At 54.1% G+C, this 14,326-nt stretch carries 12 protein-coding genes and 1 tRNA gene; 7 read left to right on the plus strand and 6 right to left on the minus strand.

From position 1 onward, the window contains the following. Positions 1 to 104: 104 nt before the first annotated feature. From epsD to OLTU_RS16170, 6 genes are all read left to right on the plus strand, one after another. Entirely contained in the window at positions 105 to 1,106 is a 1,002-nt protein-coding gene (gene epsD / locus OLTU_RS16145) for an exopolysaccharide biosynthesis glycosyltransferase EpsD (protein ID WP_141733797.1), read from the plus strand. Beyond that, positions 1,096 to 1,686, plus strand: a complete 591-nt coding sequence (gene epsC / locus OLTU_RS16150) for a serine O-acetyltransferase EpsC (RefSeq protein ID WP_141733798.1) — start codon at positions 1,096 to 1,098, stop codon at positions 1,684 to 1,686. The genes epsD and epsC overlap by 11 nt, the downstream gene beginning before the upstream one ends. 99 nt (positions 1,687 to 1,785) lie before the next feature. Further along, entirely contained in the window at positions 1,786 to 2,184 is a 399-nt protein-coding gene (locus tag OLTU_RS16155; RefSeq protein ID WP_141733799.1) for a DoxX family protein, read from the plus strand. 147 nt (positions 2,185 to 2,331) lie between these two features. Next, positions 2,332 to 2,404: transfer RNA gene (locus tag OLTU_RS16160), tRNA-Gly, on the plus strand. Positions 2,405 to 2,535: 131 nt separating this feature from the next. Then, a complete protein-coding gene (locus OLTU_RS16165; RefSeq protein WP_176736676.1) occupies positions 2,536 to 3,615 on the plus strand; it encodes an ABC transporter substrate-binding protein in 1,080 nt (359 codons plus the stop codon). A gap of 75 nt (positions 3,616 to 3,690) precedes the next feature. Further along, on the plus strand, positions 3,691 to 5,145 hold the full coding sequence (locus OLTU_RS16170) for a sensor histidine kinase (RefSeq protein ID WP_218110073.1): 1,455 nt from the start codon (positions 3,691 to 3,693) through the stop codon (positions 5,143 to 5,145). Between the two features lie 34 nt (positions 5,146 to 5,179). Here OLTU_RS16170 and OLTU_RS16175 read toward each other — a convergent pair whose 3' ends face one another. Together OLTU_RS16175 and OLTU_RS16180 are read right to left on the minus strand one after the other, a co-directional pair. After that, the gene (locus OLTU_RS16175) at positions 5,180 to 7,513 is read right to left on the minus strand and encodes a flagellar assembly protein A (protein WP_141733802.1); all 2,334 of its coding nucleotides are present in this window, start codon (positions 7,511 to 7,513) and stop codon (positions 5,180 to 5,182) included. Positions 7,514 to 7,692: 179 nt separating this feature from the next. Continuing rightward, on the minus strand, positions 7,693 to 8,694 hold the full coding sequence (locus OLTU_RS16180) for an alpha/beta fold hydrolase (RefSeq protein ID WP_218110074.1): 1,002 nt from the start codon (positions 8,692 to 8,694) through the stop codon (positions 7,693 to 7,695). Positions 8,695 to 8,921: 227 nt separating this feature from the next. Between OLTU_RS16180 and OLTU_RS16185 the strand changes: the two genes are divergently transcribed. Beyond that, positions 8,922 to 9,278, plus strand: a complete 357-nt coding sequence (locus OLTU_RS16185) for a hypothetical protein (protein WP_141733804.1) — start codon at positions 8,922 to 8,924, stop codon at positions 9,276 to 9,278. 60 nt (positions 9,279 to 9,338) lie between these two features. Here the strand turns inward: OLTU_RS16185 and OLTU_RS16190 are convergent, their stop codons facing one another. Genes OLTU_RS16190 through OLTU_RS16205 form a run of 4 tightly spaced genes read right to left on the minus strand, consistent with a single transcriptional unit; the run spans position 9,339 to position 14,090 of the window. Then, on the minus strand, positions 9,339 to 10,712 hold the full coding sequence (locus OLTU_RS16190) for an aldehyde dehydrogenase family protein (RefSeq protein ID WP_141733805.1): 1,374 nt from the start codon (positions 10,710 to 10,712) through the stop codon (positions 9,339 to 9,341). A gap of 13 nt (positions 10,713 to 10,725) precedes the next feature. Then, a complete protein-coding gene (locus tag OLTU_RS16195; protein WP_141733806.1) occupies positions 10,726 to 11,520 on the minus strand; it encodes a gamma-glutamyl-gamma-aminobutyrate hydrolase family protein in 795 nt (264 codons plus the stop codon). 29 nt (positions 11,521 to 11,549) lie between these two features. Beyond that, positions 11,550 to 12,704, minus strand: coding sequence for an iron-containing alcohol dehydrogenase (locus OLTU_RS16200; protein ID WP_141733807.1), 1,155 nt, complete (start codon positions 12,702 to 12,704; stop codon positions 11,550 to 11,552). Positions 12,705 to 12,716: 12 nt separating this feature from the next. Continuing rightward, on the minus strand, positions 12,717 to 14,090 hold the full coding sequence (locus OLTU_RS16205) for a glutamine synthetase family protein (RefSeq protein WP_141733808.1): 1,374 nt from the start codon (positions 14,088 to 14,090) through the stop codon (positions 12,717 to 12,719). Between the last annotated feature and the right edge of the window lie 236 nt (positions 14,091 to 14,326).

A 14,326-nucleotide genomic window follows, 5' to 3' on the forward strand; every position in this document is an offset into this window, starting at 1 on the left:
CCGGGGACTTGAATTTTTTCTGCGCAGGTTTTACACTTTTATTTAACTTCCAAGATATTTTTGGTGCCTTTGCCAAGCGCCTGTCACCATGGTACAATACCTTCATGGATATACTCCTGAGCGTTATAATTCCGACCTATAACCGGGCCAGCCGTTTGCCGGTTCTCATCGAAGCCTTGCTGCAGCAGACGATCGATCACAGTCGATCGGAAATCGTCATTGTCGATGACGGGAGCCGTGACAGCACCTGGAGTGTTCTGCAGAGCTATGAGCAGAAACAAAAGGATGGCTGGATCCGCACGCTGTCTCAGGACAATCAGGGCCAGGCCGTGGCGCGGCAGTATGGGGTGCGCGAGGCGCGAGGGCGTTTTCTCCTCTTCCTCGATGATGATATGGAAGCGGCCCATCCTGGCTTTTTGCAAAGTCATCTGGCCTTTCACGAACGGGAAGCCGCAGCGACTGTGGCGCTGGGTGCGATCCTGCCCCCGCGAGACAATCCCCGGCGGCCGGCCTTCGAATGGTTCTATGAAAAATCCATTCGCACCATGTATGAAAGCTTTCAAAAAGGGACGCTTGTGCCGGCGGGCGTGCATTTTTTCAGTGCGAATGTCTCGTTGCCGAAGGACCTGTTTCTAAAGGTTGGCGGTTTCAATGCCGCCTTCCGCCAGGCCGAGGATCGCGAGCTGGGTTTGCGTCTTCAGCATGAGGGTGGCGCGAAGTTTGCGTTTGTGCCCGAGGCGGCCGCCTTTCACAATTCCCCGACCGGCCGCTTTCGTTCCTTTATGCAACGCGCGCGCCTCTATGGGCACTATGATCTGGCGATCGCCCTGCACTATCCCGATCAGCCCGAGCTGCATCCACGGCAGATCTTCGTGAGTGCGAGCCGGGTGAAACGGCTGCTCGCCCGGGTGGCGTTTCAATGGCCGTTTCTTATTCAGCCCCTGTCCTGGCTGGTTCTGCCTTTGGCCTGGGGTTTGCCGCGGCGTCTCGCGGTTCCACTTTGCAGTGTGCTCTACTGTCTGCAGTATGTCCGCGGCTATGAAGCTTCACCGCTGAGGGTGCAGGATCCTTCAGCCGATCCGGAGGCCAAAAACCATGCAGCCTAGACCCGTGGGACAGTCCTTTTTTTATGATATTCGCCGCGACATGTTTATGATCCTGGCCTATGAAAACAGGCCTGCGAATCTGAAAAATTATCTCTGGATCTGGCTGGCCTGCGATGCCTTTGCGATTCTCGTCAGCTTTCGTCTGCGGAAGCTGCTGCGGCGCTGGCGCGTGCCCTTCCTCAATCGCTTGATTCGCCTTTGGCAAACCGCTTTCTATGCGATTGAACTGGGCATTGATATCGAACTCGGGCACGGGGTTTATTTCGTGCATTCCGTGGGCACCGTGGTCGGTGGTGATGCAAAAATCGGCGAGGGCTGTGTCTTCTTCGGCAACAATACGATCGGGGCCGCACGGTTTCGGGGCAGCCCGGTGATCGGGGCTCATACCGTGATTGGAGCCGGCGTGCGGATCCTTGGAACCATCCAGGTCGGTCCCTATTGTTTTTTAGGGGCCAACGCCGTGGTGGTCGATAATATCGAGGAAGGCAAGGTCGCGGTCGGCATTCCCGCTCGGGTTATCGCCGACAACGACATGATACCTGCGAACCGGAGCACGGAAGATGTCGAGCGGGTAATCTAGCACAAGCCCGTGTTCCCTGGCTTTCGCGACACGAGGTTGTTCGGTATACTGACGTGATGTATTCCGAAGCAACCAAGGCAGTCGACAAGGAGAAGCGACATGAAACAGATTTCAAAAAAGGGCCTATGGATCGGCAGGATTTTGAGCGGTCTTGCTGTGCTTTTTCTGGTATTTGACGGCGTCATGAAGTTCTTCATGGATAAACTTCCACCCGAAGCACTTGAGGCCGGCGCAGCTCTTCAGTGGCCCATAGAACTCATGCCGACGGTGGGAACGATTCTGCTCCTTTGTGTAGGCTTGTACCTCATGCCTCGAACGTCCGTTCTTGGTGCTGTCCTTCTTACCGGTTATCTGGGAGGAGCCGTCGCCAGTCACATTCGGGTCAGCAATCCCCTCTTTTCTCACATTCTGTTTCCCATCTACATCGCAGCTTTCATCTGGATCGGTCTTTACCTCCGTGATGCAAGAGCGCGTGGAATGCTGGCGAAGGCAGGTTGACTCTCCAGGTACATACCTGGCCAGGCGGGTCGAAAAGGCAGTCCTCACCGGAGCTGGTTACTAGCGACTCATCAGCGCGGCTATGGGACGAAGAAATATTTGACGAGCGCCTGGCTTTGCGTCTACACTCAGCAGCCTGAATTAAGTGCGGGAATAGCGTAATGGCTAACGCATCGCCTTCCCAAGGCGAGGATTGCGGGTTCGAGTCCCGTTTCCCGCTCTCTCTTTTCCATCGCTACCAAACTTACGCAGAAACACATCTAATTGCTTTCTTCGATAAAGTTCTCCATTATGAAGCGCGTTTACGTCTAGGCCATGATTGGTTCCAGGGCTGCTGGCATGGGGTGTGCTTTGAGACGGACGATTTTTCGCAGCGGACTGCTGCTCCTCATATTGCTTTTCGGCAAGGTACTCGTGTCGTCGCTGGATGCCGCACCCACGCGGCACAAGCCCATTCATGTCACCCTACTGATCGATAAACTCGATGAATTCTGGATTCACTTTGTACGCCTGACTCAAGTCGCAGCCGCTCAGCTGGGAATGCGTGTCGACGTATTTCATGGACACGAGTCTCATCTTGATATGATTCGGAAGGCCAAGGAACTGGCAGCGAAACCGGACAAACCGGATGTCATCATGTTCAAGAGCTTCAAGGGCAACGGCAAGCAGATCATGCAGATCGCTGCGCAACATCAGATCAAAACCTTTGCCGTCAATGCTCCGATTTTTCTTCCTCCTCACCAACGCCCCGATTCTCCCACACTCATTGGTTCGCTCCTGCCCGACGACGAACAGGCGGGTTACGCTCTGGTGCAATCGATGCGCGCGGAAATGAAAAAGCGCAAGATCGAAACTCTCCACATGGTGGCCATCAATGGCGATCAAGCGGATAGTCCCGCTCGTCTCAGAGAACGAGGTCTGCGGCGCGCGGTGGCTGAATTTAAAGACATTAAGCTCCATCAGCTGATATCGGACGCCTGGACCGCACCTCATGCGGCCCAGCAGTTTGAGATTCTGAGAAAAAGATATCCTATGATCAATGCGGTTTGGGCAGGCAACGATACCATAGCACTTCGGGTGGCGGAGCAGGCCAAACGCTCCGGATATCAACTGGGACGAAATCTCTTTATTGGTGGCATAGACATCTCACCCGAGGGTTTGATGGCCGTGAAGCAAGGCGATCTCATCACCACAGTGGGAGGCCACATTTTGGACGGTGCACGCGCTTTGGTCATCCTCCATGACTATTTCAAACTGGGCCAACTCCCACAGAAAACCTGGCTGACCCCGATGGAAGCGGTGACACGGGCTGAGGTGGACGCCTATTTCAAGGTACTCAACCCCCAGCTCAAAAATCCCGTTGATTTCACGCGCTATACACGCTGGCAAGACCCGCAGAAGGGCTATGACTTTACCTTTCCCAAAAGTTAATTCGACCGGGTACGAATGGAGGACCCTGGGCTGGTGAAAAAAAAGAATCCCACATGGCCGCAGTCCTTGTCACCCTTGTCACGTAAACTCACCTGGTCGATTATCCTCGCCAGTTCCATCGTGACAATTTTCGTAACGTTTACCCAACTCCTGTATGATTACAAGCGCGAATTGGATGAAATTCATTCCACCTTTCACTACATCGAAAAAAGCCACCAGGGTGTGATTGCAGCCTCACTCTGGCACGTGGACCTCGAATCCCTGAAAAGGATTGATAGCGGCCTTCGGGACCTGCCGAATATAGATTTTCTGGTCATCACTTTCTCTGAAGAACCTTTGCAGAGGCCCGATGCCAGGGCAAATCTCATCATGCATCAGGTGGATCTTCACTATACCCAGGCCGGGCAGCGGCAATTTGTTGGACGGATCCTAATGGGATCCAGCAAGAGCCGGGTCTATGAAAAACTTGCCAGAAAACTCCTGATCATCCTGGTTACGCAGGCCACAAAAACTTTCCTCGTGGCGGCGTTCATGCTCTTCATTTTTGAACATTTGATCATGAAGCACCTGCGCCGTATCGCAAGGCATGCCCGTTGGCTCCACATTGAAAACCGCAGGCTCTCCCCCTCATGGACGTCACTGGAATCGACCGATCTCCAAGGAGAACTCAAGGATGTCGTGGAGGCACTCCAGGAGATGCAGAGGACGATGGAAAACTCCTACAAGGAGCTGGAAGAGGTGGAGACCAAGCTTCGCCAATTGAATGCCAGCCTCGAAGCTGAGGTGCAAAAGCGTATTCAGGAGAACGAACGGCAGCAAATGCTGATTCAGAATTCCGCGCGGCTATCTGCTCTAGGCGAGATGGCTGGCAACATTGCCCATGAGATCAACAATCCCCTGATGATCATCTCAGGTTACATTCGCATCATTCGGTCTCACATGGACAGCCCGCGTCTTTTGCCCGAAAAACTGGCCTTTTTTGGGCAAAAGGCCGAGGAAACCATCGAGCGCATCACGGGCATAGTCCGTGGCCTCCTGCGCTTATCCAGCCATGACGTGCCAGCGAATCTACAGGAAATTGCGTTGAATGATGTGGTACGCGACGTAGCGAACCTCTGCAGGATGAGATTTCTGGAAAATCATATCAACTTTGAAGTGGACATACCACTCACCAGGATAATAGTAAACTGCCGTCCTGTGGAAATCAGCCAGATCATTATCAACCTCTTGAACAACGCCTTTGATGCTGCCAAGGACCAGCCTAAACCTTGGATCAAGCTCCATCTTTATCATGAACCTGAGCGGGCCCTGGTTGCGGTGCACGATAATGGGCCAGGCGTCCCGGAAAACCTTCGCTTCCGTATAATGGAACCTTTCTTTTCCACCAAAACATATGGCCATGGCACAGGCCTGGGCCTTAGCATTTCAAGCGCCATAGCCGAGCAACACGGTGGCAAAGTCTACCTGGATGAGCACAGTCGCGAGACTCGCTTTATTTTGGAGCTGCCACTTAGTAATATTAAGGAATGACCCTGAACTCTGAGCGAAGCCTGTCGCTCAGGCTTTACATTCTTGATGCCTTCCCACTCGCAACTATGGCACCGGGCGTGGCTGCGACATAACCCGAAAGCTCCTTCAGGTCCACAAGCTGCGTGCCGTGATACGGAACTCCTGGTACCAATACGCCTCGAATATTGTTTTGAATCTGAACCCGCTGTCCGGTGACGAACAGGGCAACATCCTGATTCAGAATACCGGTCACAATAAGTGTGGCGCTGTGATTCCATTGAACTTTCTTTTCCTGCAGGTCGCGCCAGCTGACCAACCGATGGATAATTTTCTCGAGCCTCTGGGATTTTTCGCGCAACAGGCGAGCCTGGTCCTGCTGATCCTTGCGGTCAATACCTTTGAGGCTCACATTCAATTTTTCGTGATGAACCTGCAGCCGCTTCAGACGCTGGCGCAATGTGTGGAGGCGTTTTTCACTGCTCAGATTGCTGCCCAGTCTGCACTCGGTCGGTTGCCCCTGCTCCATTCCAAGATGGGCTGTTCGAATCGCAGACCAGCTGCTCAGCAAACCACCGGCTATCACTCCTTTGCCTTCATCGAGAATGACGATCGTGCCGTGGGCCATCACCGTGCTGTTCAGTATTGATTTTTGAACAGTCAAATTCCCCTTCACCTGGAGCATGCTGTTTTCGATATAGTTGCAGCGGCAGTTGCCACCTGTGTGAATAAATCCTTCAGGTCCCGTTATGATGCCGCCTTTGACGTCCAGATCTCCCGTGCAGTGAACTTTGGAGGGGCTGATCATTCCTTCCACAATGAGATTCCCTTGCACTTCAACCGATGCGCCTGACTCGATATCACCCTGGACCACGACCGTTCCTTCAAAGCGCAAATCACCACTCTTCAAATTGATGGAGCCTTTGTGGATATAGGCGTTCTCACAGAGCAGGACATTGGAATCCATACGGAGTAAACCATCGCATGTCGCATAAAATACGGAGTCGTCCTTCACTTCAATTCCCCGGCCTGCTGCAATGCCAGCGATCACGGCTGAACCCTGGGCATAACAGTCCGCTCCGAGCACGGTTTTGCCAGGAGTGCCATCGGTGAAGCGGATTTCAGCCACCCGATCGCCGGTTCTAACCAGCTGTCGATTCTGATTCTCTCTCATGTTGAGCTGTTGGTGGTCCTCACCTTTGTCGTCGTCGTGGGTCCAGTGCAAATCCAACTTTTCACCGGGCTCGGGAGGCAAGCCCTTGGCAACACGCATGCCCACGAGTGGACTATCGAGTTGAATCGCCTGCCACAGGGGTTCCAGGAAATCATCGTAGCCAAATACTATGCCCTGCTTTTGCAGTTCCATGCTGAGCCATTCCAAGTCGATGTGGTCTTTCACCTTATCGAGCGCCGGTTTATTCACGGCCGTGATAACGGCAAGCATATCCTTGTTACGGGTCCCTATGGTAAAAAATTCGTTCTGAGCCTTTTGTGTCAGGGCCCCGAGCCGCATTTTCCAGTGTGGCAGATCCGCCTGCTCATGCTGCGCCTTCGACTTGCTGGCCACGAGGTGATTGGGATTGAGTTGCAAAGTCTTGTCATAGGCGATCAGAAGATCATAGGGTAAATTGAGGCCCAAGGCCTGCATCTTATGTGCTAATGATTCGAGCTTTTCAAGGCTATGCTCTTTGAGCAGATTGAGTTTGATTTTGCCCGTGTTCAAACGATTCAATTCGATTGTGGCCTGTTTTAACAGCTCGGCTCGCTGTTCCGAGCTCCCCAGACAGCGCGGGTCAAAAATGTGAAGTGTGGCATAGCGAAGCGTGCTGTCAAACTTGACGCCGAAAAGCCGACCTTCGAATTGCTCGCGACGTGGTTGAAATCTGAGAGCCATATTTTCAAGCCGCTGGCCTTTTTGGAGAAGAAGATGGAGAAAGCGAAGCTGCGCCCGATCGGGTTTTCCCTCGATATGGAGTTCCTGCAGTTTTTGGAGAATATTGAACAGGAAAGTGTTGAAGGGCACGGTCAGAATCTTACGCTCGGTAAAGCTGCTTTTCAGCAGAGCCAGGCTCCCACCTTTTGGATCCGGAGTGAGGGAAATTTCAGGGTAAAGCCGGGCTCCCTGCCCTATCGTGATCTTGACCAGCATCTCAGGATCCAGGCTATCCTCCAAACTCCTGATCGTTGACCAAAGCTCCTCCAGCCGTTTACCAAAAATGGCATAAGTTTCGATGTGTCCCTCGAGCTTTTCCTCTTCAAAACGGATCTCTATACTCCGCAGGGCAGAAGCAGGGGGCTTGCGTGACTTGAAACATTCGACGGCTTTGAATTGAGCCCGGGCGCGACGGAGCCGGGCGTTATAAGTGACCTGAATTTTGGGGCTTCCAAACATGACGGCTCCCTGTCGGTGAAAAAACTTCCACCTGTTGGAAAAAAAGCCTGGTCAACGTCTGAATAAGCTAGAATCCCACTATAATGCATCGCCTGTTGGATCAAAGAACTTGAATACGATTCGCAGAGCGGGATTCAGCCTTTGTTATGAGGGGATTGGAGACAAAATCCAGGCAACATTCAATGCCTCGTCGCGGCCGGCTGCTGCGGTTTTGACTTCTTTTTTTTCTTCCCAGCGGCTGCAGCGGATTCTCCCGCCGATGAAGTCTTTCGCCTGGCTTTGGATTCGCTCTGCGCTCCTGCCCGGACGCTCTTCTTCACTTCCACCTCAGGAGCCAGAAATGATCTCAGTTCCCACAGGACCAGTTCGCTCTGCTGAGCGGGAAACCAATGATTGCACTCGGGAGAGAGAATGATGAGCCGGCAGCCCGCTCGTCGCGCGAGCATATCTTCAAAGGCCTCCGTCGTGGCAAAACGATCCATAGGCGCGCGAATAAAGAGGATAGGAAAGGTAAAATCCAGACGCTCCTCGGGCTTCTGCACCAGACCGAGCAAAGTCAAGGGAGCCAGGAAAGGCCAGGCGATACCATCCCAGTAATGGTAGCAATCCTTGCTCAGATGCCGCAAATCCGATCCTTCGTACCCGGCGATATGAGTCAAGGCCCAGCCCAGAGCCCGCGAGCTGGCGGGGATATAGTATGGGATGCTGAACAGCATGCGATAAGACCAGCCCAGGGCACGAACGCCATGTTCCCAGATATCAAAACGAGGACTGGGGGCCACAGACAAAGCCACCATGCGTTCGATGCATGCGTCCCCTTTATCTTTGATATAGCGCCACGCGTAAGCCGCTCCCCAGTCATGCGCAACAAGGATAAGTTTGCCGCTGGGACTTTCCTTGATCAAGGCATCCATTTGCACCGTAAACTCTTTGTAGAGAGTATCCGCCATGAGATCGGCGAGAGACGGTACGATGGGGTTGGTTTGGCGATTCGGCAACGCAATCGCATAAACATTGCGTTCCTTGAGCCATGATTCGTTCCTCTCTTCCGGGCTGTGATAGGCCTGGAACATGTCGGGGGAATCAGGAAAACCGTGCAGGAACACCACGGGACTCAGTTGCGTGCGCAGCCTCTTGCGAAGGGAAGCCACCTGAACATAGCGAATTGCATCCATAGGCATGGACCTCCTTCTCGCCGGAATGGGTGCCTGTCAGGGGAGAAGCCCCCGCTTACTTTATAGAAGGCCAGTCGAGGGATCCAGTTTTTCGCGTAATTATTTTGATTCGATCGGTTACAGTGCTGGTCACATCTGGACCCTGGAGTGTTTTCAGTGCCTGTTTTGCCTGAATCCAGTGCGATGCGGTATGATGTCCATATCGGACTTAGGGAATCATTACGGAGACTCCCATGAGCCTACGATGCTTTCTTCTGCTTATTGTCCTGCCTGCAGGGGCCCTTGCCAATGGTACTCCGGTTCCCAAGAGAACCTCAGTACCGACATGCCCCTACCCCGGTGCCCCTATCAACTGGATTCTGGCCTATTGCGCACGGGAGATGAACACGGGCGATGAGATCGCCCTTCAGAACAGCCCCTGCTTTCAAAAAGCGGAAAAGGATCTCAGTCAGAAGGACGAATGCGCCATCAACAAAAAATACAAGACAAAAGTCTGCCGGGACCTGGCGGCGAAGGACGCGAAACATCACTCATCGATCCAGGACTGCCTGAAGGACCAGAAGGTTGAACCTTTTTATGCGGGCGGCTGAACCTGCACCTCAATCTTCGGCAGTCTTATCGAGGCTGGTGGCCAACCCTTTCGACTTCCCTCAAACCCCAGGATGCCTCAAATGCCAGGCTTTGGGCTGCAGGAAGGTCTTGACTCCGATATGCGAGAGCGTGCTGCCCATGCCCGAGGCCTTGCGGCCCGTCCAGGGCAGATAGGGCGATACGCGGTCGCAGCAGTTCCAATAAACCGTTCCCGAGTTGAGTCGTTTCATCAGTTGAATGGCCCGGGCCTTATCGAGCGTGTGGACGCTGCTTGTCAGGCCATACTCATTGTCATTCATCAAAGCCAACGCTTCCTCGTCGCTCGCGACCTTCTGAATTCCGATGATAGGTCCGAAGGATTCGTCCCGCATGATCTTCATGCTATGGTTGACGCCGATCAACGCGGTGGGCTCATAAAAGTACCCCCTGCCCTCCCGTCGTCCGCCCTTGACCAGATACTGGGCGCCCTTGTCCAATGCATCCTGCACTTGCTCCCTAAGGATTTCAAGCTGCGCCTGGCGCGCGACAGGTCCCATATAGGTCTTGCTGTCCCTGGGATCACCGATGACCAGCGATGCGGTGAACGCTTTGAAATGCGCAAGGAATTCATCATAGACCTTGGCATGCACATAGATCCGCTCGACAGCGCAGCAGCTCTGTCCCGCGTTGTAGAAAGCCCCATCGGCCACAGACTCCGCGGCGGTCTTCACATCCACATCATCGCAGACATAAGCGGGATCCTTGCCGCCCAGTTCCAGGCCAACTTTGGTGAATCGATTCGCCTGGGTCTCGGCGATTCTCTGCCCGGTACGGAATGAGCCGGTGAAGAACATCCCGTTCAGCGGGAGGGCACTCAAGCCCTTGCCGACATCCGGCCCACCGGGAAGAGCCTGGAACAAACCGGCTGGCAGCCCGGCCTCCTCGAACAGATGGGCCAGCTTCAGGCCGGTCAGAGTCGAGAATTCAGAGGGCTTGTACAGCACGGCATTGCCGGTCAGCAACGCCGGGATAAAAACATTGCTGCCCACGAAATAGGGAAAGTTCCAGGCTGAAATATTGCCTATGACGCCCAAGGGCTCATAGCTGATCTCTTCGATCATCGGGGGAGCGACGCGGACCTGTTCGGCGGCCAGCTCCTTGGGAGTGTTTTCCAAAAACCAGTCGATGCGCATGAGAGTGGCCTTGATCTCGCCGACAGCTTGATGAACAGGCTTGCCCATTTCCGAGCTTGTTACCGACGCGCATTCGATGCTGTTTTTTTCGAGCAGCTGGCGAAATTCGGTGATGATTTTCGCGCGGCTCAGATAGGGCGTGTCGGCCCATCGCTTCTGCGCCTCCACAGCCGCAGCATAAGCCGCCTTGATATCCTGGGCGCTGGGCGTCCTGACCTCTTGAATGACTTCTTCCGTTGCGGGATTCACGATTGAAAGCATATTCCTGCCTTGATTAAGAGTGGTCGTTGCGTGAGATGGAGGATTCCATAGCGTTCATGAAATGCCTAAGGATCACCTTCGGGTCGAGCATCGAGGTGTCGGCGGGATCCTGGAACTCCGGATGCCACTGCACTGCAAAGCAGAGCGGATCATCCGGCGACTGGCGACGTTTCTCGATGGCTTCGATGATCCCATCGTCCGATGAGCGCGCTGTGATCACGAAGTCTTCCGCCAGATCCTTGATCGCCTGGTGATGCACACTGTTCACAAGCCCCGTGGTTTGCCCGAGATAAAGTTCGGACAGACTCTGGCCGGACAAAATATCGATCCTATGGCTGTTCTTCTCATAGATATCGGCGTCGCGATGGATAAGGGCTTCAGGACGGAACGTGCTGATGTCCTGATAGAGCGTTCCACCGAAACTCACATTAAGAATCTGCAGACCCCGGCAGATGCCGAGGATGGGTTTCCTCTGTCGATGAAAGGTACGGATCAGGCTGATTTCGTACTCATCCCTGCGGCGATCGCCTTGCCATTCGTCTTTCAGAGGCGTTTCCCCGTAAGACAGAGGACTGACATCCACCCCGCCCTGCAGAACAAGGCCATCCAGCCAGCCGCAGACCTCATCGAGGCTCGGCCCCGGCGAAGGTACCGTCGGCAGCATGTAGACTGTCGCTCCTAGACTTTGCAGATAGCGTGCCAGGGACTCTTCAGCATACAGCAGGGGTCGGCCGTTGAAAATCCTGCGTGACGGATCGGTTGCCATCATGCACGCGGACAGTCCGATCCGCAGCGATCGCTTAGCCATCGCTTCTCCCCCGCTGAACCTTGGACTTGTCATTCACCGGCTAATGCCTCCTTGAAGAGTCTTGCGAAATCCTCCTTGCTGCAGGGACGAGGATTGTTCCCATGACAGGCATCCGTAACGGCGACCGAGATCAGCCGATCGGTGATCTGAACATTCACAGCACTCAGCGAAGACGGGATGCCGATCTTCGTTTTCAAGTCCCGCAGCCAATCGAAGAAGCCGGCGATTATCTGACTGTCACTCCCGGTCAGACCAATGGCCTTGCCCATGCGCACAAAGCGGTCAGGAACCACTTCGGCGTTGAACTTCAAGCAGGGAATGATCATCAATGCATTGGCAAGGCCATGATGCAGATCATAGCAGGTCGACAGCGAATGGGCACAGGAATGGGTCACACCCAATCCCTTCTGGAAAGCGATGGCTCCCATCATCGACGCCAACAGCATGTTGCCTCGGGCCTTGAGATCGTCGGGCTTTTCCATGGCACGCTGCAGGTTCTGAGCGACCAGGGTGATGCCTTCCAAGGCGATGCCGTCACAGATAGGATGGAAGTTTTTCGCCAGAAAGGCTTCGATATTGTGAGTCAAGGCATCGATGCCCGTGGCGGCCGTAAGATTCTTCGGCAGGCTTACCGTGAGCTCCGGATCGGCAATCACATGCCTGGGTATCAGGCGGGGCGACCAGACGATGACTTTCTGATGAGTCTTGTCATCGGAAATCACCGAACTGCCGCCCACTTCGCTTCCGGTTCCGGCTGTGGTCGGGATGGCAATCGTCAAAGGAATGGGCTGATCAATGGGTCGAGCGCCTGGCTTGTCGTCCTCATAGTCGAAGAGATCGCCTGGATGAGCCACCATGAGTGCTATGGCCTTGCCCACATCGATCGCACAGCCGCCGCCGATCATAACAATGCTATCGGCCTTGGACTGCTTGTACTGGGCGACACCAGCCGTCACATGAGAAGCCACAGGATTGCCCTGAGCGTCGCTATAAACAACAGGTTCAAGCCCATTCGCTTTCAGAAGTTTTATCGTATTGAGACACACGGGCTGCTGAGCCAGGGCTTTGTCGGTGACCAGGAGAGGTCGCTTGACTTGCGCCTGTTGCAGAAGCTTTGGCAGGAGTTGAATCGCCTGCGCACCGAAGCGGATATCCGTTGGAAAGCGAAAGGATGAAATGCTCATGCGAGACCCTCGTTATATGATTTCAAAGTAACGTTTGATTTCCCAGTCGGTGACCGCCTTCTGCGACTGTTCCCACTCCCAAAAGCGGGTTTCACTATAGTGTTTCACAAATCTTTCGCCAAAAACAGTCCGTGCGACCTCTGAGTTAGCGAATGCCGTGGCGGCCTCCTGCAGATTGCTGGGGAAGGCTGCCGCATCCGTGCTATCGTAACCGCTGCCTTGCACCTGGGCCTGTTCGAGCGACAGATTCTGTTCAATTCCCTTCAGACCGGCTGCGACTGAGGCCGCCAGGGAAAGATAGGGATTCATATCCGCACCGGGAACCCGGACTTCGACGCGGGTCGAGGAAGCTCCCCAGGGAATTACCCGGAAGGCGCAGGTGCGATTGTCGAGGCCCCAGGTGGATGACGTCGGTGCCCAGTAGCCTTTGACAAGCCGCTTGTAGCTGTTCACAGTCGGCGCCATCATCACCAGAAATTCCGGGGTATAGCGAATGAGGCCAGCCAGGAACTTTTTGAAAACCGGACTCATGCAGTTAGGATCATCGTCGGCATAGAATAGATTTTTATCGCCCTGGCACAAGCTCAGATGGATATGCCCGCTGCACCCAGGGAGCCTGGCATTCCACTTGGCCATGAAGCTGGCGAGGATCCCGTGCTTTTGGGCGATTTCCTTGGTGCCCGTCTTAAAGAGTATGGCTCGGTCGGCCGCTTCCAAACCATTGCTGACTTGAATCGCCGCCTCATACACACCCGGTCCCGTCTCGGTATGAACACCTTCGAGGGGCACGCGGAAATTCCGATGGAGGTCGATCAGATCGTTGAAGAAATCACTGTACTGGCTCGAACGGAGGATGGAGTATCCGAACATGCCTGGCGTCAGGGGCGTCGGAACACAATAATTTTTTTGCTCCAGGCTTTCTGCTGATTCCTGGAAATTGAACCATTCGAACTCACAACCGGCCATCACATTGTAGCCCATGCCTTCAGCTTTTTTCAGAACTTTTTTCAGAACCTGGCGCGGGCAAATTTCAAGGGGAGTCCTGCCGTCCTGCTCATAAAATTCCCCTAAAAAGAACGGCACGTTTCCATCCCAGGGAACGACGCGCTCGGTGCCCGGATCAATCTTTGCCAAAGCATCCGGATAGCCCGAATGCCAGCCCGTATAGGTGCATGAATCATAGCAGACATCCGCGCTGTCCCAGCCGAACACGACGTTGCAGAAGCCAAAGCCTTTCTGCGAAGCCGATTTGAATTTGTCGAAGTTGAGGTACTTGCCTCGCAGGATCCCATCGATATCGGCAACTGCAACCTTGACCTTTTGATGACCGGCATCTTCCAGCTGCTTTAAGACAGCTTTGATCCTTACGTCTTCCTGATCTGCCATGTAACGTCCTCCCTCGGCCTTGTCTGTGTGGAACTATCGCGCGTGCCAGGCTTGTCTATTCTGGTGGAATTAATTGAAATTATGCCTAGGAATTGTCAGGATTGCAATATTTGCCGCACCATGGGAGTCGCGCGGGTTTTTTTGGATGCGACGGGCGGGGAAATTCACCAGTCCAGGTCAGGATGTAGTAACCTGGGGCGTGGCGACAGACAAGGATTCACTGAGGGAGGGTGACC

The organism is Oligoflexus tunisiensis (assembly GCF_001748245.1).
Classification (GTDB): domain Bacteria; phylum Bdellovibrionota_B; class Oligoflexia; order Oligoflexales; family Oligoflexaceae; genus Oligoflexus; species Oligoflexus tunisiensis.

Excerpts from the sequence above, each read along its gene's own strand:
- OLTU_RS16180 (WP_218110074.1), bottom strand. The coding sequence starts at position 8,694 with ATGCCTATGGATGCAATTCGCTATGTTCAGGTGGCTTCCCTTCGCAAG.
- OLTU_RS16205 (WP_141733808.1), bottom strand. The coding sequence starts at position 14,090 with ATGGCAGATCAGGAAGACGTAAGGATCAAAGCTGTCTTAAAGCAGCTG.
- OLTU_RS16195 (WP_141733806.1), bottom strand. The coding sequence starts at position 11,520 with ATGGCTAAGCGATCGCTGCGGATCGGACTGTCCGCGTGCATGATGGCA.
- OLTU_RS16185 (WP_141733804.1), top strand. The coding sequence starts at position 8,922 with ATGAGCCTACGATGCTTTCTTCTGCTTATTGTCCTGCCTGCAGGGGCC.
- OLTU_RS16190 (WP_141733805.1), bottom strand. The coding sequence starts at position 10,712 with ATGCTTTCAATCGTGAATCCCGCAACGGAAGAAGTCATTCAAGAGGTC.
- OLTU_RS16200 (WP_141733807.1), bottom strand. The coding sequence starts at position 12,704 with ATGAGCATTTCATCCTTTCGCTTTCCAACGGATATCCGCTTCGGTGCG.
- epsD (WP_141733797.1), top strand. The coding sequence starts at position 105 with ATGGATATACTCCTGAGCGTTATAATTCCGACCTATAACCGGGCCAGC.
- OLTU_RS16155 (WP_141733799.1), top strand. The coding sequence starts at position 1,786 with ATGAAACAGATTTCAAAAAAGGGCCTATGGATCGGCAGGATTTTGAGC.
- epsC (WP_141733798.1), top strand. The coding sequence starts at position 1,096 with ATGCAGCCTAGACCCGTGGGACAGTCCTTTTTTTATGATATTCGCCGC.
- OLTU_RS16175 (WP_141733802.1), bottom strand. The coding sequence starts at position 7,513 with ATGTTTGGAAGCCCCAAAATTCAGGTCACTTATAACGCCCGGCTCCGT.